Source organism: Rahnella sp. RcJ3 (assembly GCF_009498575.1).
Classification (GTDB): domain Bacteria; phylum Pseudomonadota; class Gammaproteobacteria; order Enterobacterales; family Enterobacteriaceae; genus Rahnella; species Rahnella aceris.
Genome location: NZ_QSNX01000002.1, coordinates 120,202 through 140,530 on the forward strand (window position 1 = coordinate 120,202; position 20,329 = coordinate 140,530).

Here is a 20,329-nt window from a genome sequence, read left to right on the forward strand (position 1 = left end):
TCAATGATGGTGGATTCCCGTTAAGTCATTCAGCATGTGAATATTTTTTTTCCGGACTCTTTCTATCAGCCAGACAAGTGATAGCATGGAACCCTTGCTCACTTTATGGATTTATCTGATGGTCAGGTTAGGCAGTTTTGTGGCGGTTACCCTGGTGCTGGCGTCGTTTTCAGCATCTGCTGTCACTCAGTATCAATGTGTATTAACGCACCACACGCAGTCTGATGATGGCAACGATGTTTCTGAAGTCGTCAATAAAAACGCACAGGTCTATGATGCGGGTAATACGTTCAGCTTTTCTCCGGATGGCAGCAAAATGGTCACCAGCCCGGAACTGACGGACATCATCGGCAAAGACAATCAGCCCATGAAAGCCGGTGCACAAGATAACCTGATGTATATTCACGTAAAAGACAGTTTTGTTGTCGCCACGCAAACCGAAGGTTATGTTTACGGAGATTGCAAAGTGAATACCGCGAAGTAAAAATCCTGGCCACAGCATTTTCTGAATCCGGGCGTTACGTCTGTCCGCAACGCCCTGCAATAAATAGAAACACTCCTGCCAGTTCATTAGCACACTTCTTATAGTCGCCTGTTGCACGACGGGCTATCCTTGCGCACTTTTCCGGTCCCCACTTTTTTTCATTTTCGCCCGCTTCAAGAAGCAGACAAAAAAGGTATTTGCCCGCTTATGGCCTTACTTAACGACGAAATCCGCGACCATACTGCCGAGTCCGTCCTTTTCGTTCGTCGTGCCGTGATCGCATTTATGGTGGTGATCCTCCTGTCGTCTGCGCTGGTGTTTAACCTGTATCACCTGCAGGTGGGCATGCATGATTTTTATCAGACCCGCTCGAATCAGAATGACATCAAAATGCTGCCGATCGCGCCCAGTCGCGGGTTGATCATGGATCGCAACGGTGTCGTGCTGGCGCAAAATATCACCCTGTACCAGATTGAAGTCATCCCGGGAAAAGTGCCTGATCTCAACGCCACGCTGAATGCGCTGAAACCCATTGTCGATCTGACACAGGACGATCTGGACAGTTTTCACGATGCGATGATCCACGGACGTCGCTTTGCGCAGATCCCTCTGAAGCTGGCGCTGACGGATGTTGAAGTGGCGCGTTTTTCCGTCAATCAGTTTGATTTCCCCGGCGTCTCTATCAGCACCTATCAGCAGCGCCGTTATCCGTACGGTGCGGAACTGGCGCATGTTGTGGGTTATGTTTCGAAGATAAACGACAGAGATGCCAAACGCCTCGAGGCGGAGGGTATCGCTGAGAATTACGCGGCTGACCACGATATCGGTAAGCAGGGCGTTGAAAAATACTATGAAAACATTTTGCATGGCCGCACCGGATATCAGGAAGTCGAGGTCGATAACCACGGTCATGTGGTGCGTTTACTGAAAGAGGTTCCGCCGCAGGCCGGGCAAAATATCTATCTGACGCTTGATCTGGATTTGCAGCAGTACATCGAAAAAGTGCTGAAAGGGCAGCGTGCGGCAGTGGTGGTGATGGATCCGCGTGACGGCGGGATCAAAGCGATGGTCTCCAGCCCGAGCTATGATCCGAACCCGTTTGTGAACGGCATTTCCAGTAAGCAATACAGCGCGTTACTGAAGAACCCGGATCTGCCGCTGATCAACCGTGTGACCCAGGGGCTGTATCCGCCGGCCTCGACGGTGAAACCGTTTATGGCAACATCGGCGCTGTTTGAAGGGGTGATCACGCCACAAACCACGTTCTTTGGTGCGCCGACCTGGACGCTGCCGGGTACAGAACGGCATTACCGCGACTGGCTGAAAACCGGTCACGGCCTGCTGAATGTCACCAAAGCTATCGAAGAGTCCGCTGATACTTTCTTCTACCAGGTGGCCTATGAAATGGGCATCGATCGTATCCATACCTGGCTGAGTAAATTTGGTTACGGGCAATCGACCGGTATTGATCTGGATGAGCAATATAACGGTGTGCTGCCGAGTCGTGAATGGAAACTGAAGGTACATAAAAAGGGCTGGTATCAGGGCGATACGGTGTCTGTCGGTATCGGTCAGGGCTACTGGGTGGCGACGCCGATCCAGATGGTGCGGGCGCTGAGCGCACTGGTGAACAACGGTAAACTGGAAACGCCTCACCTGTTATATTCCGCCAAAAGCGGCAAAGTGATCACGCCGTATAAAATGCCGCCGACGCAGCAAATCGCTGACCCGAAATCGCCCATCTGGGGCATCGTGAAAAACGGGATGTTCGGGATGGCTAATCTCCCGAATGGTACCGGTTATAAACTTTTCCACACCGCGCCTTATCAGATTGCGGCAAAATCCGGAACATCACAGGTATTCAGTCTGCGCGAAAATCAGGTGTATAACGCCAAAATGACGCCGGTACGTTTGCGCGACCATATTTTCTATACTGCGTTTGCGCCTTATAAACACCCGACGGTGGTGATGGCGCTGATCATGGAAAATGGCGGCGGTGATGGTGTGGTGGCCGGGCCGACCGCGCGGGCGATCCTCGACCATATTTTCCTGCCGCCGCAGGCGGTGATGTGTGATCCGGCCAAAGCGGATAATCCGGCAGACTGCGAACAACCGGTGCCGGCGCCAAATTCACTCGGTTTCAGTGAGCATTGATCCGGGCGTGTGATCAGAGCATTTCAAAGGGCACGTTGTTGAGCCGGGCAACGTGTTTTCCAATCTCTTCCGTGGTCTTCATGTGACCAGCAGGGACTTTACTGTAGTCAGGAGACTGCCTCTTATCGGCGCCTAACACTCTCGTCACCCGGATGCTTTGAGTTGCGGGGAGCCCGTCATAGAGATTCAGACCCTGGCGGCCGATAATCAGTATTTCATTGTGGGTAAATTGATTACGGATCACTTTATCTTGCGTCATGAGAGCCGCGGGGGTCAAAAGTTGCTGATAGCCACCCTCGCATCTGAAGTCACCTACCCCTCTTCCGCTCTGAATGCACTCCACAAGTCCATAGGGCTGGAGCACCCGCCCTTGGGGGTTACATCCTTCCCGTCCGGCATGGTTCATAAACCACACGTCACGCGGGAATGTCCCGAGGATATTTTGTCGGGGGACGTCAAGAACCAGCGCGATGTTGTGATACATCCCTGTGTAACGAAAAGACTCTGTCGTGAATTTTTTAATATCGTTTAAATCAACCAATGATGTGCTGAAGACATCCCAACTATTAAACAGGGAGGCTGCGTCCTGACGGCAGAACGGGCTTTCTTGCAGTTCAAAGGTATGGACCAAAACATGGCGCTCAGGCAGTACGGCCCAGCTTTGCAGTATGGCTGCTTTTTGCAGATTCCGCGCTTTTATTCTATCGCCCCGCTTTTCCCGCTCAGCTAAATACATTGCATGCGGCGATAATGTCGGGGTTTTCTTTTTGAAAAATGGCATGATATCAATCCTGAAATAGTCAATATTTTATTAAGTCTGCTTTCATCGTTATGGTGTTACATCAGGCGGGATCCTGTACTTATCGAAATTCCTTCAAACTATTTCGTATTCTAATTCGTTGATTTCCGCCACTTTAGCGGCGACTGTTTCTGGTGAGCCTGCATAATAGTCATACATGCTGTTACTCTCTGTCGGTTCGGCAACGACTATTTTGCGCACCCGGATCCTTTGTGTTGCCGGCAGACCTGCATATAACTTAACTCCCGGGCGACCAATAATGAGTACCTCATTATGTGATTCGATAGAGCGTGTTTTTTTATCTTCTGACAGAAGCGACTGAGGTGTCAGCAGTCGTTGATATCCACCTTCACAATGGTAATCTTCTTTGCCTTCTCCCCGGAATATCGCCCGACTCAGGGCTGAAGCATCGATAATTCTTCCCGCTGCATAGTCATTTTCACGCCCGATATGATTAGGAAACCAGACGTCAGTCGGATGCGTCCCAAGAATATTTTGCACCGGGACATCCAGAATTAAGGCTGTGGTGCAATACATCCCGGTATAGCGTTTAATTTTGGTTAAGGGTTTAATATCTTTTAAGTCAACCAACGAGGTGCTGATAATATCCCAACTGCTTAAAATAGACTCTGCGCGGTGCTGGCAAAAAGGACTTTCTTCACCCTCAAAGGCATGAACCAGCAAATAGTTTTTCGGCAGGGAACGCCAACTGTTGAGTATTTTTTCCTTATCTCCAGATGAATATTTAATATCCTGCTTTTTAATAAAATGAATTCCTGATTTTTTATGTGAAAACATAATAATCTCGCGGGTAAATTTTAGGGGAATATGGTGAGGAATATAACATATGAGTTTTTTTTAATGACTTAATCACTTCTTAAGAATAATGATATTGCAGCTTCTCTTTAACGGGAGGTATAAGCGGCCGTGAAACCGGCAGATTTTTTCATTGCGTATATTTTCTGCGACGGAACGCCGTCATCCCCCTGCGAAACAGCGTGTGTCATAAAATGGCGACAATCACGTTATGTGCTGTCGTCATTTGGAGACATTTAAGATATTGATAATTAATCGTTTTAATTACTTCATCGAATACTGTTGGGTTTCGGCGACACTCCGGGTGTTTTTTAAACGGGTTATTGCGCGTCTTGCAGATGCCTGAAAACACATTTAAAATAAAAAACCTTTAAATTCATCTGCTTGATAATTAAACTTTAAAGTTGGCACGCATCCTGCTAGAATCGGGCAGTTGCTCATTCACCTGATTATGATTGGCTCACGCGAAAGCGTTGATATGCTCATAATGTCCGAATGACGCCAAAGAAACGGTGCCTATCGTTCACCCGACCGATAATCGTTGCGCAAGCACGTTATCAAACATCGAACGACACGTTGAGTGAGGCACCACCTCTTCCGGTTTGCAGAACATCCTCAGGATGTTCTGCAACACCAACCCCTCTGAAGTCTGCCTTTTTGTTTCCCAATCCTTTTACATATCCTCTCTGACACTGGCTGTTCAAACCGTTGTCCGCTAGCATGACGTTATCTGTGGTCAATGAGATGAATGCGTTGAAAAGAGGACGTTTATTCCCCGGCTCGTTACGTCAGCTGGTCTTAATGGCTTTCCTGCTGGTGATGCTGCCGTTGCTGGTGCTGGCCTATCAGGCCTATGACAGCCTGGATCAGCTCAGCCGGCAGGCGGCGCGTATCAACCGCACCACGCTGAGTGATGCGCGTCGCAGTGAATCGATGTCCGGCATCGCGCTGGAGATGGAGCGCAGCTACCGCCAGTATTGTGTCCTTGACGATCCGACCCTTTCCCGCCTTTATCAGAATCAGCACAAGCAATATGCCCAGTTGCTGGATGCCCATGCGTCTGTGCTGCCGGATTTACGCTATTACCAGACGTTGCGCACCTTACTGACTCAACTGACACAACCGGCCTGCCTGAATAACTCGCCGGATAAAGATTCCTCTGCACGGCTGGAAAATTTCTCGCGCACCAATGCTGAGATGGTTCAGGCGACACGGGAAGTGGTGTTTTCGCGCGGACAGCAACTCCAGCGCGCGATTGCCGAACGTGGTCAGTTCTTTGGCTGGCAGGCGCTGGTACTTTTTCTGCTCAGTGGCGCGCTGGTGGTGCTGTTCACCCGCATGATTATCGGGCCGGTGAAAGGTGTTGAACGAATGATCAACCGGCTGGGTGAAGGACGTAATCTGGGCGATGTGACCCGTTTTAAAGGGCCGCGGGAGATCCGCTCGCTGGTGCAGCGCATCGTCTGGCTGAGTGAACGTCTTGCCTGGCTGGAATCACAGCGCCACGAATTCCTGCGCCATATTTCTCATGAACTTAAAACCCCGCTCGCCAGTATGCGTGAAGGCACCGAACTGCTGGCAGATGAAGTGGCCGGGCCGCTGACGCCGGATCAAAAAGAGGTGGTGGCTATCCTCAATAGCAGCAGCCGTCACCTGCAAACGCTGATTGAACAACTGCTCGATTACAACCGCAAGCTGGCTGATGCGCCGACGCTGAGTGTGTTTGTCGATCTTAAAGCGCTGGTGGATGACGTCGTAACGGCTAACAGCCTGCCCGCCCGCGCCAAGAAAATCCGCAGTGAAGTGATGATCGGCGCACCCCGGTGTCTGGCGGAACCGACCTTACTGAGGCGGGTGCTGGATAATCTCTATTCCAATGCGGTGCACTACGGGGCTGAATCCGGTACTATTTGGGTCCGTAGCCGGCAGGAAAACGGACGGGTGATAATCGAGGTGGCGAACACCGGAATACCGATCCCGCAGGCCGAGCGCACGATGATTTTTGAACCTTTTTACCAGGGTAGCCAGCAGAGGAAAGGGGCTGTAAAAGGCAGCGGTCTGGGGTTGAGTATTGCTCAGGACTGTATTCGCCGCATGCATGGAGAGCTGCAACTGGTTGCCGTTGAGGATGCGGACGTCTGTTTTCGTATCGAATTGCCCCTGACGGCTGAGAAGAATGAATAATGATGAAATTTTCAGGCTGGCTGCATGTGCTGTTACGCTGCCGGGTAATCTTATTGAGCATACCGCTGGTGCTTGCAGGCTGCACGCCGCATTCCGCCAGTAACCCCTATTATCAGCAAGTTTCCGATCAGGTCGTGCCTGACAGCAAAGTGATCGACTTTCGCATTGCGCCCTGTGAAACCCTCTGGGCGCTGGATGACAGCGACGCGCTGACCAATTCGCTGTACTGGTTACGGGCGATGGACTGCGCTGACCGGATGAGTGATGCGCAGGCGCGTTACCAGGCGCAGCAGATCCCGGCCACAAGTTGGGAACAGGTGTTTAAACAAAGCATCCTGCTTGCCGGCGCGGATCCCGATCAGCAACAGCGTCGCGCATTGCTGGCGAAAGTGAGCGAGTACCGTGGCCAGATGCCGGGTTCGATTCGCCCGCTGGTGCAGTTATGGCGTGAACGTCAGAATTTGCAGGTGGTGCTGGGGGATGAAAAAGCCCGCAACGCCCGTCAGCAGGTGATGAATGAAGAAAAACTTCAGACGATGATCGCCGGACAGCAGGTGCTGGAAAACAATCTTGCGGATACGCGGCGTAAACTGGAAAACCTGACCGACATTGAGCGTCAGCTTTCCTCGCGTAAACAAATTCAGGGAGATTTGCCGGATAACGACGCCAGCGTACCTGCGAAAGCGACATCCGGTAAGCCGGTCAAACCTGCCGAAACCTATGCGCCGCCCGCTAAGGATCAGAACGCCAAATGACGATACGTAAAGCTGCCAGCTTATTGCTGGTTGATGACGATCCCAGCCTGTTAAAACTGTTGGGCATGCGCCTGACCAGCGAAGGTTTTCGCGTCACCACGGCGGAAAGCGGCGCTGAAGCGTTGCGTTTGCTGCATCGCGAACGTATTGATCTGGTGCTGAGCGATTTGCGCATGGATGAAATGGACGGCATGGCGCTTTTCGCCGAAATCCAGAAATTCCAGCCCGGCATGCCGGTGATCATTCTGACGGCACACGGTTCTATTCCCGATGCGGTCGCCGCCACCCAGCAGGGCGTATTTGGATTTCTCACCAAGCCGGTTGACCGCGATGCGCTGTATAAAGCTATCGATGAAGCGCTGGCGCAGTCCAGCCCGTCAGTCGATGAAAGCTGGCGCGAATCGATTGTCACCCGCAGCCCGATTATGTTGCGTCTGCTTGAACAGGCCAATATGGTCGCACAGTCTGATGTCAGCGTGCTGATTAACGGCCAAAGCGGCACCGGTAAAGAAGTGCTGGCGCAGGCCATTCACGGTGCCAGCCCGCGCGGCAAGAAAGCCTTTATTGCCATTAACTGTGGCGCATTGCCGGAACAGTTGCTGGAATCCGAATTATTCGGTCATGCCAAAGGGGCGTTTACTGGCGCGGTGAGCAGCCGTGAAGGTCTTTTCCAGGCAGCGACCGGCGGCACGTTATTCCTTGATGAAATCGGCGATATGCCCTTGTCGCTGCAGGTGAAATTGCTGCGCGTGTTGCAGGAACGCAAGGTGCGCCCGCTGGGCAGCAATCAGGATGTCGATGTGGATGTGCGCATTATTTCTGCGACGCACCGTGATTTGCCAAAAGCGATGGAGAAGGGTGAGTTTCGCGAAGACCTGTTTTATCGCCTCAATGTCGTCAGCCTGAAGCTGCCGACGTTGAGTGAAAGATCAGAAGACATTCCGCTGCTGGCCAATCATCTGCTGCGTGTTGCGGCGCAGCGACATAAACCTTTTGTGCGCAGTTTTTCGACGGATGCGCTGAAACGGCTGATGGCTGCCAGCTGGCCGGGCAATGTGCGCCAGTTAGTGAACGTCATCGAGCAATGTGTGGCGCTGACGTCTGCACCGGTGATCAGCGAAGCGCTGGTGCAACAGGCGCTGGAAGGTGAAAATACCGCGCTGCCAACGTTTGCCGATGCACGTAATCAGTTCGAGCTGAATTATCTGCGCAAGTTGCTGCAAATTACCAAAGGCAACGTGACGCAGGCAGCACGTATTGCCGGGCGTAACCGCACCGAGTTTTACAAGTTGCTGTCCCGTCATGAATTAGAAGCGACCGATTTTAAAGAGTAACGGGAATTTACTTTCAGAGGCTTGAGGTACATTCCTGCCGCTGAACTATGATACCTTTAGCGCCTTCGCATGCCTCCGGCATCCGAAACCAGATTGTGAACCATGCTGCCGCTCAGGAAGGCGGAGAGCAAACGAATGATTATAAGGGTCCGCCATGAAAAAGATTGATGCGATTATCAAGCCATTCAAACTCGACGATGTCCGTGAAGCACTGGCTGAAGTCGGGATTACCGGGATGACCGTGACCGAAGTGAAAGGCTTTGGCCGTCAGAAAGGTCACACAGAACTGTACCGTGGTGCGGAATACATGGTCGATTTCCTGCCAAAAGTGAAAATCGAAATTGTCGTGGCGGATGACATCGTGGATACCTGCGTGGAAACTATTATGACCACCGCGCAGACCGGTAAAATCGGCGACGGTAAAATCTTCGTGTTTGATGTGGCGCGGGTGGTGCGTATCCGTACCGGCGAGCAGGACGAAGAAGCGATTTAATGTTTCATCAGGGCGGGTAATACGATGTTACCGGCCCTGAGTTTTTCCTCTGTTATTCCCCGTTTCCTCCTTCCTGTCTTGTTATACCAATCTTTTTTTAACCACATCACTTCTCAACTCTTTGTTTATCCAGTTCTTAGCGGTTAATTCTGTTCATCAGCCCCCAAAGTTCCTCTCCGCCAATAACCACAAAAAATGCTATTTGTTAGTTTTGTGTGAAATTTGTGGGGTTTTTATTGTGACTTCATTGAAAAAGTGAGAGTAAAATCACGTTTGTTGTTATACCAGTTCAGATAACCTGTCAGATACGTTGTAATCACCCACTAAAACAATTCAGGGTGAAAGTATCAGGCGGCCGGAACTGGTGTGGATTGATCTCCGTTGATCGTGGTTTTCACACCCATTCAGAAGGCTTTGCAATGTCACAACCAGAAAAACCCATACGCATTTCCCGGCGCGTATTTTTAGGGGGCGCACTGGCGGCGCTTTCCGTTCCGTTGATGAATAAGCTGCTGCTCAGCCCGGTCTATGCCGCGCCGGTTGCCGGTTTGTCACAGGCAAAACAGGATTTCACCCAACTCTCGCTGTATCTGACCGGTCACGACCGGCTGGACCTGGCCCTTTCTGAACGTTATTACCAGACGATGTTAGCGCTGTATCCGGACTTCACCGCGCAGGTTCAGGCGTTGCAGGCGTTTATTACGGCGAATCACATTGATGCCGCTGAACTGCAAAAAGCGCTCGATGCACAGCAGCCCGCGCTGGCGAAATTGCCGCGCAGCATTCTTCAGGCGTGGTATCTCGGTGTGGTCGGCGATGGCAAACAGGCGGTTTGTCTGGCGTATGAAAATGCGCTGATGAATGTTGCGGTTCGCGATCACCTCAATCCGCCGAGTTATGCCTACGGCGCTTACGGCACCTGGGCAAAACAGCCTGTCTGAAAATAACGTTCAAAAAGGGTTAAACAATGAGTGAACAACTTTCCGCTGACGTCGTCGTCATCGGCTCGGGGATCTGCGGCTCGCTGGTCGCACAGCGTCTGGCAAAACAGGGCATCTCCGTCATTATTCTCGAATCCGGCCCGCGTATTGATCGCGGTACGCTGACTGAAAACTTCCGTAATTCGCCGCGCAAAAAAGACTTTATGTCGCCATATCCGTACTCGGACTGGTCACCGCATCCGGTATATAAACCGGAAGATAATGATTATCTGCAACAGCAGGGGCCGTATCCTTTCCCGGCGGAATACATCCGCATTATGGGCGGCACGACCTGGCACTGGGCGGCGCAGGCATGGCGTGTTCTGCCTAATGATATGAAGATTAAAACACTGTACGGCGTCGGGCGTGACTGGCCGTTGTCGTACGAAGAGCTGGAACCGTTTTATTACGAAGCCGAAGTGAAAATGGGCGTGTCCGGTGCGCCGAATAACGGTTCACCGCGCAGCCAGCCCTTCCCGATGGAACCGGTCGCTGAATCCTGGCTGCAACAGCGTTTCCGCGAGCGTCTGGCACCGGGCGGTTATGAGGTGATCGTTAACACCACCGCCCGTAACAGCCGTAACTATGACGGCCGTCCTGCCTGCTGTGGTAACAACAACTGCATGCCGATTTGCCCGATTGACGCGCAATATCACGGCGGCATCGCCGCGCAGGCGGCTGAAGCGGCGGGTGCAAAACTGATCACCAGCGCGGTGGTTTACCGTCTGGAGCATGATGAGAAAGGCCGTATTGTTGCCGCGCATTATTACGACCCGGATAAAGGCGAACATAAAGTTACGGCGAAAAACTTTGTGCTGGCGGCGAACGGCATCGAAAGTCCGAAACTGCTGCTGATCTCCGCCAGCGATAAATATCCTGACGGGCTGGCAAACAGTTCCGGCACCGTCGGGCGTCATCTGATGGATCACCCGAGTAACTCACTGACCTTCGAAACCGAAGAACCGTTGTGGGCGGGGCGCGGGCCAATGAGTCCGGCGTCTATCAACAGCCTGCGCGACGGCGATTTCCGTAAAGATTACGCCTCGTTCCGTATCGATATCGCCAACTCATCTCAGGTGCAGTCGGTAACGCAAGATCTGCTGGCGGAAGGCGTTTACGGCATCAGCCTGGATAACGAAATTCGTCGCCGTGCCTCGCACCAGACCAGCCTGAAAAACGTGATGGAGCAGTTGCCGAATTACGATAACCGCATCATTCTCAGCGACAAAAAAGACAAACTGGGTATCCCGAAACCGGCAGCGATTTACCACATGGACGATTATGTGCATCGCGGTATGGCGCGCGCAGTGAAGGAATATACCGAGATCGCCAGACTGATGGGCGGCACCAATTTGCGCTTCAGCAAGCCGGGCGTTTATGGCAACAACCAGCATATTACCGGCACGATGAGCATGGGGCATGACCCGAAAGATTCCGTGGTGGATGCGTTCGGACGTACTCATGACCATGAAAATCTGTTCATCACCAGTACCGGTGTCATGCCGACCTCGGCCACGGTCAATTCGACGCTGACCGCTGTCGCACTGGCGTTACGCACTGCTGATCATCTTGCCAAAACTGCGCTATAGGCTGACTGACATGACTCTGAATCGTTTAACTCAAAAACGTCTGACGGGCGCGTTGCTGGCCTTTGGCCTGAGCCTGACGGCGGGCACAGCTTATGCCGCGTTATCGCCGGAACAGGATGCGCTGATCAGGAAAGGCGAATATGTCGCGGTCGCCGGGGACTGCGTGGCCTGTCACTCCACCGAAGGCGGCAAACCGTTCGCCGGTGGCCTCGGACTGGCAACGCCATTGGGCACTATTTACTCGAGCAACATTACACCGTCTAAAAAAGACGGTATCGGCAATTACACGCTGGAGCAATTTGAACACGCGGTGCGTGATGGCGTGCGCGGTGATGGTGCGAATCTGTATCCGGCGATGCCGTACACCTCGTATGCCAAAATCAGCGATGACGACATGAAAGCGCTGTACGCCTACTTTATGCAGGGCGTGGAGCCGGTGGATGTGCCGTCAACGCCGACGGCGCTGCCGTTCCCGTTCAACGTGCGTTTGTCGATGGCAGGCTGGAATTTACTGTTCCTCGAAAAAGGCGCGTTTAAAGCCGATCCGTCGAAAAGCGATCAGGTCAACCGTGGCGCGTATCTCGGCGAGGCACTGGCGCACTGCAGCACCTGCCATACGCCGCGTAATGCGCTGATGGCCGAGCAGGGCGATAAAGCGCTGGGCGGCAGCAGTCTGGGCACCTGGTTCGCGCCGAACATTACGTCGGATGCGGTCAGCGGGATTGGCAACTGGAGCACCGGTGAGATCGCCGGTTACCTGAAAACCGGTCACGCGCCGGGTAAAGCGCAGGCGGCAGGGCCGATGGCGGAAGCGATCGACCATAGCCTCAGCCATCTGAGTGACAGCGATTTGCAGGCAATTGCCGTCTGGCTGAAACAGACCACGCCGGTCAGTCAGCAAGGGCAGGCGAGAGTCGCAGACCAGTTCGGATCACCGGCAAATTATGCCGATACTTTGCGTGGTGTTCCGCGTCCGGCTGATGCCGATAAAATGAGTGGCTGGCAGGTTTATGATGGCTATTGTGGCAGTTGCCATCAGCCCGACGGCCGTGGCAGCAAGGACGGTGGCCTGCCGTCGCTGATCAATAATACAGCGCTCGGGCACCTGAACAGCGACAACCTGGTGATGGCGATTCTGCATGGCGTGCAGCGCGGGCCGGAAAGCAAAGATGTCGCGATGCCAGCGTTTGAGCATTTACTGTCGGATACGCAGGTCGCTACGCTGAGCAATCAGTTGTTGCGGCAGTTTGGTAACGATCAGGCGAAAGTGACATCTGACCGCGTGAAAGAATTGCGTGCAGGTGGCAAACCTTCGCCGTTGCTTGAACTGGCGCACTGGGGCATGGGCATTGCGGGACTTGTGGTTATCCTGCTGATTGCGCTGTTCTTTGTACGTCGCCGACGTCGTCATTAATCTGTACTGAACAGCAATAAAAAAGGCTGACATTCTGTGTCAGCCTTTTCTTTTCGTGCAGGGATTAAAGGACTTTGTGCGGACCGAAACATTCGTAATGAATGTTGGCTTCGCTGATGTTCATCGCCAGCAGTTGTTTCGCTGCAAACTGCATAAAGCCGACCGGACCGCACAGGTAGAAATGCATCGCCGGATCGCTCAGCTGTGCGCTGACTTTGCTCAGATCCATCAGCCCTTCATACTGAAAATCTTCACCGGGTAAATCATTCGCCTGTGGCCGGTTATACCAGACATGGCTTTCCAGTTGCGGCAGGTTTTTCTGCGCGCTTGTCACTTCACCGGCAAATGCGTGCACGGCACCGTTTTCAGCCGCGTGCAGCCATTGTACCGGCGCATGATGTCCGCGTTCTGCCAGCGTATTGAGCATACCCAACATCGGCGTCTGACCAACACCTGCAGAAATCAGCGCCACCGGCGTGGTATCGCTGATATCCATAAAGAAATCACCGTGCGGGGCAGCAAGATGAATGATGTCGCCCGGCTGCGCAAAATTATGCAGGAAGTTGGATACGGCACCTTGCCCTTCGCGTTTTACCGCGATGCGGTAGGTTTTGCCGTTCGGTGCCTGGGTCAGGGAATACTGGCGGATTTCCTGATTTTCCAGTGAGGCATCGCGGATATATACCGCCAGATATTGCCCCGGCTGGAAGTCGGCCACCGGTTTACCGTCGACAGGTTCCAGCAGGAAAGAGGTAATCAGCTCACTCTGCGGTTGTTTTTCGGCGATGCGGAATTCACGCGTGCCGCGCCAGCCACCCGTTTTTTCTGCGCTGTCCTGATAAATCTCGGTTTCACGGTTAATAAACACATTCGCCAGCACGCCATAGGCTTTGCCCCATGCATCCAGCACTTCCTGACCCGGACTGAACATTTCATCCAGCGTTGCCAGCAGGTGAGCGCCGACAATATTGTATTGTTCAGGCTGGATGGTGAAGCTGGTGTGTTTTTGCGCGATGCGTTCCACTGCAGGCAGCAGCGCCGCCAGATTTTCAATATTAGCGGCATAAGCGCAGATGGCATCAAACAGCGCCTGACGCTGATCGCCGTTGCGCTGGTTGCTCATATTGAAGATGTCTTTCAGTTCGGGATTATGCGCAAACATACGGTCATAAAAGTGTGCGGTCAGTTTCGGACCGGTCGCAGCGAGCAAAGGAATAGTGGATTTAACGGTGGCGATAGTGGCTGAATCAAGCATGGTGAACACCTTGTCTGTGATGATTTTATTTAAACATGTATTTTAAATGCATCTTATATAAACCCACTATTTCTGTAAACACCCCCTAAAGGGGTAAGGGCTTTTCCCGACAGGGGCTGAGTCACAAAGCTGAAATTTGTACATGTTCAGGTGAATATTTATCCCTTGATTATGGACAGATGTTCGCAGATCAAAGCCTTGCTGTATCTGGAGCCAATCGTTTGCCTAAAAACCTCAAACTGACCCTATCCGAAGGCCGCTTAAACATTTACACTGTGGCGCAGAACCCGGAAGGGGCGTTTATTTTTAGTTTGTTGAGTCAGGAGATGCGGATGTTAAAGCGTGAAATGAACATTGCCGATTATGATGCTGAGCTGTGGGCAGCAATGGAAAAAGAAGTTGTTCGTCAGGAAGAACATATCGAGCTGATTGCGTCAGAAAACTATACCAGCCCGCGTGTCATGCAGGCTCAGGGTTCGCAACTGACCAACAAATATGCAGAAGGCTACCCGGGCAAACGTTATTACGGTGGCTGTGAGTACGTCGACATCGTTGAACAACTGGCTATCGACCGTGCAAAAGAATTGTTCGGTGCAGATTTTGCCAACGTTCAGCCGCACTCCGGCTCACAGGCAAACTTCGCGGTGTATACCGCACTGCTGCAACCGGGCGACACCATTCTGGGGATGAACCTTGGCCATGGCGGTCACCTGACGCACGGTTCACCGGTTAACCTTTCCGGTAAACTGTATAACGTGGTGCCTTATGGTATCGACGAAAGCGGCGACATCGATTACGAAGACGTGAAACGTCAGGCCGAACTGCACAAACCAAAAATGATCATCGGCGGCTTCTCTGCATTCTCCGGTATCGTTGACTGGGCAAAAATGCGTGAAATCGCCGACAGCGTTGGCGCTTACTTCTTCGTTGACATGGCACACGTTGCCGGTCTGATTGCTGCGGGCGTTTACCCGAACCCGGTTCCACACGCACACATCGTGACCACCACCACGCACAAAACGCTGGCTGGCCCACGCGGCGGTCTGATTCTGGCGAAAGGCGGCGACGAAGAGTTCTACAAAAAACTGAACTCTGCTGTCTTCCCGGGTGGTCAGGGCGGCCCGCTGATGCACGTGATTGCCGGTAAAGCGGTAGCACTGAAAGAAGCGATGGAACCTGAGTTCAAAGCTTACCAACAGCAGGTGGCTAAAAACGCACAGGCAATGGTGGCTGTAGTTCTGGAACGCGGCTACAAAGTGGTTTCCGGCGGTACGCACAACCACCTGTTCCTGATGGATCTGGTCGATAAGAATCTGACCGGTAAAGAAGCCGATGCCGCTCTGGGTCGCGCTAACATCACTGTGAACAAAAACAGCGTACCTAACGATCCGAAGAGCCCGTTTGTGACCTCTGGTGTGCGTATCGGTACCCCGGCTGTGACCCGTCGTGGTTTCAAAGAAGCTGAAGTGCGCGAACTGGCTGGCTGGATCTGTGACGTGCTGGACAACGTGAACGACGAAGCAACGATCGAACGCGTTAAACAGAAAGTTCTCGACATCTGTGCACGCTTCCCGGTTTACGCGTAATATTTGCGAAGCCGTTAAGCTGCTAAAACCCGCTACGGCGGGTTTTTTTATGGGCATGTATCAGAATTTGTGAGCTGGCAGACATTACGGGAGTATGAAAGCGTCTGCGGATTGCTAGCGATTGTGAGCTTTGTCAAAGTATTGGCCTCACACCGGAGGATTTATGGAATTGCGTTCCACGCGCTGGCTTGCACTCAGTTATTTCACCTATTTTTTCAGTTACGGTATTTTTCTTCCTTTCTGGGGCCTGTGGCTTAAAGGTGAGGGGATCTCCTCCGAAAGCATCGGCTTGTTGCTGGGTGCGGGTCTGGTCGCCCGTTTTCTTGGCACGTTAATCATTTCTCCGTCCATCAAAGACCCGTCTTACCTCATCACCGGTTTGCGTATTCTGGCGCTGCTTACGCTGGCGTTTGCCGTCGGGTTCTGGTTTGGCAACGGCTGGGCGTGGCTGATGATCAACATTGCCGGTTTCAGTCTGTTTTTCGGTCCGCTGGTGCCGCTGACCGATGCGCTGGCAGGCACGTTGCAACGCCAGATCAATATGGATTACGGCAAGGTGCGTGTCTGGGGCTCCATTGCCTTCGTGATTGGATCGGCGGTGACCGGCAAGCTGGTTGAGGTCTACGGTCATAAGGCGATTTTGTACACACTGACCGCAGGCGTGGCCGCGATGTTGCTCGGTATGTTGCTGCGCCCGAGCGTGAAGCCGGTGGGAGAGCCGCGTACCAGCGGTGCGCCGGGTATTTCGTGGAAAGCGTTGCTTGGCGAAAAACCAGTCTGGCGTTTCCTGTTATGTGTGACGCTGTTGCAGGGCGCCCATGCGGCGTATTACGGTTTCAGTGCAATTTACTGGCAGGACGTGGGCTATTCTTCCACGACCATCGGCTATTTGTGGTCGCTGGGCGTCGTGGCGGAAGTGCTGGTCTTTACCTTTAGCAAACAGCTTTTCAGCCGCTGGTCAGCGCGGGATCTGCTGCTGCTTTCGGCCGTGTGCGGTGTGGTGCGCTGGGGAATGATGGGTGCGTTTACCGCGTTGCCGTGGCTGATTGTGATGCAGATTCTGCACTGTGGCACGTTTACGGTTTGCCATCTGGCGGGCATGCGATTTATCGCTGCACGACCACGTGATCAGGTGATCCGCCTGCAATCGGTGTATTCCGCACTGGCGATGGGGGGCGGCGTGGCCGTGATGACCATGGTATCCGGTTTCCTGTTCGAACATCTGCATGCCGGATTGTTCTGGGTGATGGCGCTGCTGGCGGTGCCGGCGATTTTCCTGCGTCCGGTGGTTACGCCGTCAGCGCCGGTGACGTCAGCCCGTTAGGGGGCTTCGAGCAGCGAGCGGATACGTTTACGCTGCTCTTTGGCCAGCGGTAGTTGCGTGTGGATCACCAGCGGGTCGGCGTCGGTGCTGCGGGTGGCGTAAGGGGTGACAATCAGCGCTACGCCACTCGGCGCACCAAATTTATAGAAATCCGCCAGCGTCTGATATTTAATGTTCAGCGGCAGCAGCGTCGCTTCGCGAATTTGCTGCTCGACCGCTTCTTCCAGCTGCGGATTGTCGTGCGTCAGCAGCAAAATTTGTTTTTCCTGCAAGGCATTACCCTGCATCAGCCACGCGCCGAAAGTGATCGCCACCAGCCCGATTTCATCCTCAGAAAGCGTAATCAGATATTCGTGTTCGAAACCCTGCAACGCCTCGCGGGTGGTTCGCACCAGACGCGGATACATGCGGTTCACTTCTTCCTGCATCAGATTGTCGATGCCGATGCCAAAATGACAGCGTTCGATCGCCGGGCCCAGATGGGCGAAAAGCTGGCCGACCAGCCCTTCGTAACTGCTGAATTTCATCCCGGCGATATCCTGAAAACGCGCCACCATATTTTCAATTTCTAATAACAGCCGCTGATCTTCCGTCGAACCGGAACTCTGATAACTGTGGATTTTCAGCATACGTAACATCAGGGTGAAAAACTCACATTCGCACTCATCCAGCCGGCCGTTGCTGAGTTCCTGTAACTGAATAAACAGTTCGCGGGCGGCAGGATATTCGGGCTTTTCGCGCAGCCAGCGACGCTGTTGTTCGGTGAAGCGTAAGCCGGTCGGGCCATTGTTTTGCCACAGACAGTATTGCAGGCAGATGAGCATCAGCTGGCGGTCGTGTCCGCTCAGGGGTTTGGGTAATAACGCGCCGCAGTCTTCCAGCATCATGCCAAGAATGTCGGTGCGCAGAGCAGCCTTCGGGCAGGCCTGGCCTTCGAAGGCAATATGCAGCCAGGGAATAAAATGGCGGGAAACGAAGTCCGGTGAAATGCGCAATGTACGGCGCAAGCCCTGAAATAAACACAGCCTTTGAGCGAGCGTATCGCCCTGAATGCGGCATTCTTTTTCGCTGTACTGCAGCACATCAAGCTGGTGGATCCGCTGAATTTCGCAGGTCACTTCCGCCAGATCTTCCCACGTCATATCTAGCCCGACGCCGTTAATTTCGCTGATGATCTCCAGCTGAACCGCCGTCAGCGGCGCGTACAGCATCAGCAACACGTGGCAACGGCGTTGCGTAGCGGAAAGCGCAGGGGAGGGCTGTTTTTCTGGATTCATATCACCTGCCGAAAAGGTATCGCCTGAAATTATTAGTCAAGCATAGCAAAGCGAATGCCCGCAATAAGGCGCGGGGATTGGCTTTTACTCCGGCTTACAACTCAGATCACAGATATTTTTGACGACCGGTTAAATGCACAGCAAAATACTGTTACTTAGTAACAATATAATGGCGCCTGATATGGAAATGACGTTACACCAGGCCCGGAACCGGCCTTTCTCCCGTTACGCCAAATGGCTGGGCGTTGCGCTGTTCTGTCTGCCCGCAACGGTGCTGGCGCACCCGCACAGTTTTATTGATATGCAGACCACGCTGGTGGCGAATGAAACCTCGCTGACCGGGCTGAAAATGGTCTGGACGATGGATGAAATCACCTCGGCAGATTTGCTGTACGACGCACAGAACGCCAAACCGGGGTCTGATATCTGGAAGAAACTGGCGGCCGAAGTCATGGCGCGGGTGCTGAGCCAGCATTACTTCACGGATTTCTATCGCGACGGAAAACCGGTGAAATATCTGGATCTGCCCAGTGAATATCAGCTTTCCCGTAAGGGCGATCAGGCAGTGCTGGAATTCGTCCTGCCGCTGGCCAAACCGCAAGGGCTGGAAGGCAAACCGATGGAATTCTCCACTTTTGATCCTTCGTATTTTGTCGATATGACCTATAAAGACAAAACCGCGTTGCATCTGCCACCGGCGCTGGAAAAACGCTGTACGCTGGCGCTGTTTACGCCGAAACCGGATGCTTCGCTGCAAAATTATGCCCTGTCACTCGATAAGGCTGATGCCCCGCCGGAAGACATGGATCTTGGTCAGCAATTTGCTCAGAAGGTCACGCTGGAATGTCATTAATCTCCACGCCATCGAAAACCCTGTCCTGGCGCGATCTCTGGCCGCTGGCAGTATTTCTGTTGCTGCTGGCGGGCGGCGCTTCCCTGTTAATCCATTACTGGCCGCGTATTTTGCTCAGCAGCATTATCTGGCAGCGGGAGTTACATCAGGAACTGGCGGGTCTGCTGCGGCAGGTGAAAGAAAATCCGATGCAGGCGGGTATGACGCTGGCCGGTTTTAGCCTGATTTATGGCGTGATCCACGCCATCGGGCCGGGGCACGGCAAAATCGTTATCACCACCTATCTGGCGACGCATCCTTCGCGACTGAAAAACAGCCTGAAGCTGACCTTCGCGTCGGCGATTGTGCAGGGGCTGGTGGCAATATTATTGGTCAGTGTGGTGCTCGGCGTGCTGCAACTGTCTTCGCGTCAGCTGCATCAGAGCAGTTTCTGGATGGAGCGGGGCAGTTTCATTCTGGTGATGTTGCTGGGGTTGCTGTTGTGCTGGCGGGCGCTTAAACGGATGTGGCAAACCATCAACAGTTTGCGTCCGGTTCACGCCATGAAAATCCACAGCCTGTCGCCGATGGGCAATGAAACGCATGTCCACGACGAACATTGCGGTTGCGGCCATCAGCATGTGCCAAACGATCAGCAGCTTCAGGCGGGCGGAGATTTGCGCACGCAGGTGGCGATTGTGCTGGCGATGGGATTACGCCCGTGTTCCGGCGCGATCATGGTATTGCTGTTTTCCAAGGTGATTGGCGTCTACAACTGGGGCGTGATTTCAGCCATTACGATGGCTATCGGCACCTCGCTGACCGTCTCGCTGATTGGTGTGCTGGTGTTTTATAGCCGTGCGCTGGCAGTGAAACTAAGCGCAACCCGCACGCCTGCGGCGTGGCAGCGGATCACCTGGTCACTGCTGGCGCTGACCGGCGGAATTGTGCTGCTGGTGGCGGGCATTTTGCTCTTCAGCACCGGCGGCGGTGATGTTTCACCGATAACCGGCGGGCCATTCAGGGGATAACCTCCTGTACATAAACAACAGA

17 protein-coding genes are annotated in these 20,329 nt (G+C 53.2%); 13 read left to right on the forward strand and 4 right to left on the reverse strand.

Annotated elements, in window-relative coordinates; all coding sequences use genetic code 11:
- Positions 1–85 precede the first annotated feature (85 nt).
- The gene (locus tag DXU84_RS03195; RefSeq protein WP_015689469.1) at positions 86–484 is read left to right on the forward strand and encodes a hypothetical protein; all 399 of its coding nucleotides are present in this window, start codon (positions 86–88) and stop codon (positions 482–484) included.
- A gap of 207 nt (positions 485–691) precedes the next feature.
- Positions 692–2,638 carry a penicillin-binding protein 2 gene (gene mrdA, locus DXU84_RS03200; RefSeq protein ID WP_013574345.1) on the forward strand — a complete coding sequence of 649 codons (1,947 nt, stop codon included), beginning with the start codon at positions 692–694 and terminating at the stop codon, positions 2,636–2,638.
- 13 nt (positions 2,639–2,651) lie between these two features.
- On the opposite strand, the gene DXU84_RS03205 is transcribed toward mrdA, so the two are convergent.
- Positions 2,652–3,419: a hypothetical protein gene (locus DXU84_RS03205; protein ID WP_013574346.1), complete on the reverse strand. Its 768-nt coding sequence runs from the start codon at positions 3,417–3,419 to the stop codon at positions 2,652–2,654.
- A gap of 93 nt (positions 3,420–3,512) precedes the next feature.
- Positions 3,513–4,235, reverse strand: coding sequence for a hypothetical protein (locus DXU84_RS03210; RefSeq protein ID WP_013574347.1), 723 nt, complete (start codon positions 4,233–4,235; stop codon positions 3,513–3,515).
- A 762-nt stretch (positions 4,236–4,997) separates the two neighbouring features.
- On the opposite strand from DXU84_RS03210, the gene DXU84_RS03215 reads away from it, so the two are divergent.
- From DXU84_RS03215 to DXU84_RS03245, 7 genes are all read left to right on the forward strand, one after another.
- Positions 4,998–6,437 carry a HAMP domain-containing sensor histidine kinase gene (locus tag DXU84_RS03215; RefSeq protein WP_112151350.1) on the forward strand — a complete coding sequence of 480 codons (1,440 nt, stop codon included), beginning with the start codon at positions 4,998–5,000 and terminating at the stop codon, positions 6,435–6,437.
- The gene (gene qseG / locus DXU84_RS03220) at positions 6,437–7,192 is read left to right on the forward strand and encodes a two-component system QseEF-associated lipoprotein QseG (RefSeq protein WP_153374830.1); all 756 of its coding nucleotides are present in this window, start codon (positions 6,437–6,439) and stop codon (positions 7,190–7,192) included. The genes DXU84_RS03215 and qseG overlap by 1 nt, the downstream gene beginning before the upstream one ends.
- The gene (gene glrR / locus DXU84_RS03225) at positions 7,189–8,526 is read left to right on the forward strand and encodes a two-component system response regulator GlrR (RefSeq protein WP_013574350.1); all 1,338 of its coding nucleotides are present in this window, start codon (positions 7,189–7,191) and stop codon (positions 8,524–8,526) included. The genes qseG and glrR overlap by 4 nt, the downstream gene beginning before the upstream one ends.
- A gap of 154 nt (positions 8,527–8,680) precedes the next feature.
- The gene (glnB, locus tag DXU84_RS03230; protein ID WP_013574351.1) at positions 8,681–9,019 is read left to right on the forward strand and encodes a nitrogen regulatory protein P-II; all 339 of its coding nucleotides are present in this window, start codon (positions 8,681–8,683) and stop codon (positions 9,017–9,019) included.
- A 419-nt stretch (positions 9,020–9,438) separates the two neighbouring features.
- Positions 9,439–9,960: a sorbitol dehydrogenase family protein gene (locus DXU84_RS03235; protein WP_013574352.1), complete on the forward strand. Its 522-nt coding sequence runs from the start codon at positions 9,439–9,441 to the stop codon at positions 9,958–9,960.
- Positions 9,961–9,986: 26 nt separating this feature from the next.
- Complete coding sequence (locus DXU84_RS03240; protein ID WP_013574353.1) at positions 9,987–11,588, forward strand: GMC family oxidoreductase; 1,602 nt, start codon at positions 9,987–9,989, stop codon at positions 11,586–11,588.
- Between the two features lie 10 nt (positions 11,589–11,598).
- Positions 11,599–13,002, forward strand: a complete 1,404-nt coding sequence (locus DXU84_RS03245) for a cytochrome c (RefSeq protein WP_153374832.1) — start codon at positions 11,599–11,601, stop codon at positions 13,000–13,002.
- Positions 13,003–13,066: 64 nt separating this feature from the next.
- On the opposite strand, the gene hmpA is transcribed toward DXU84_RS03245, so the two are convergent.
- A complete protein-coding gene (gene hmpA / locus DXU84_RS03250; RefSeq protein ID WP_153374834.1) occupies positions 13,067–14,257 on the reverse strand; it encodes an NO-inducible flavohemoprotein in 1,191 nt (396 codons plus the stop codon).
- A 332-nt stretch (positions 14,258–14,589) separates the two neighbouring features.
- Here hmpA and glyA point away from each other — a divergent pair, with 332 nt between their 5' ends.
- On the forward strand, positions 14,590–15,843 hold the full coding sequence (gene glyA / locus DXU84_RS03255) for a serine hydroxymethyltransferase (protein ID WP_015689472.1): 1,254 nt from the start codon (positions 14,590–14,592) through the stop codon (positions 15,841–15,843).
- A gap of 163 nt (positions 15,844–16,006) precedes the next feature.
- Entirely contained in the window at positions 16,007–17,167 is a 1,161-nt protein-coding gene (locus tag DXU84_RS03260; RefSeq protein ID WP_013574357.1) for a 3-phenylpropionate MFS transporter, read from the forward strand.
- On the opposite strand, the gene csiE is transcribed toward DXU84_RS03260, so the two are convergent.
- Positions 17,164–18,444, reverse strand: coding sequence for a stationary phase inducible protein CsiE (gene csiE / locus DXU84_RS03265; RefSeq protein WP_013574358.1), 1,281 nt, complete (start codon positions 18,442–18,444; stop codon positions 17,164–17,166). The genes DXU84_RS03260 and csiE overlap by 4 nt on opposite strands.
- A gap of 187 nt (positions 18,445–18,631) precedes the next feature.
- Between csiE and DXU84_RS03270 the strand changes: the two genes are divergently transcribed.
- Positions 18,632–19,297 (forward strand): DUF1007 family protein, encoded by a 666-nt coding sequence (locus tag DXU84_RS03270; protein ID WP_223509731.1) that lies wholly within the window; start codon positions 18,632–18,634, stop codon positions 19,295–19,297.
- A complete protein-coding gene (locus tag DXU84_RS03275) occupies positions 19,288–20,307 on the forward strand; it encodes a nickel/cobalt transporter (RefSeq protein ID WP_126124668.1) in 1,020 nt (339 codons plus the stop codon). The genes DXU84_RS03270 and DXU84_RS03275 overlap by 10 nt, the downstream gene beginning before the upstream one ends.
- Positions 20,308–20,329 lie beyond the last annotated feature (22 nt).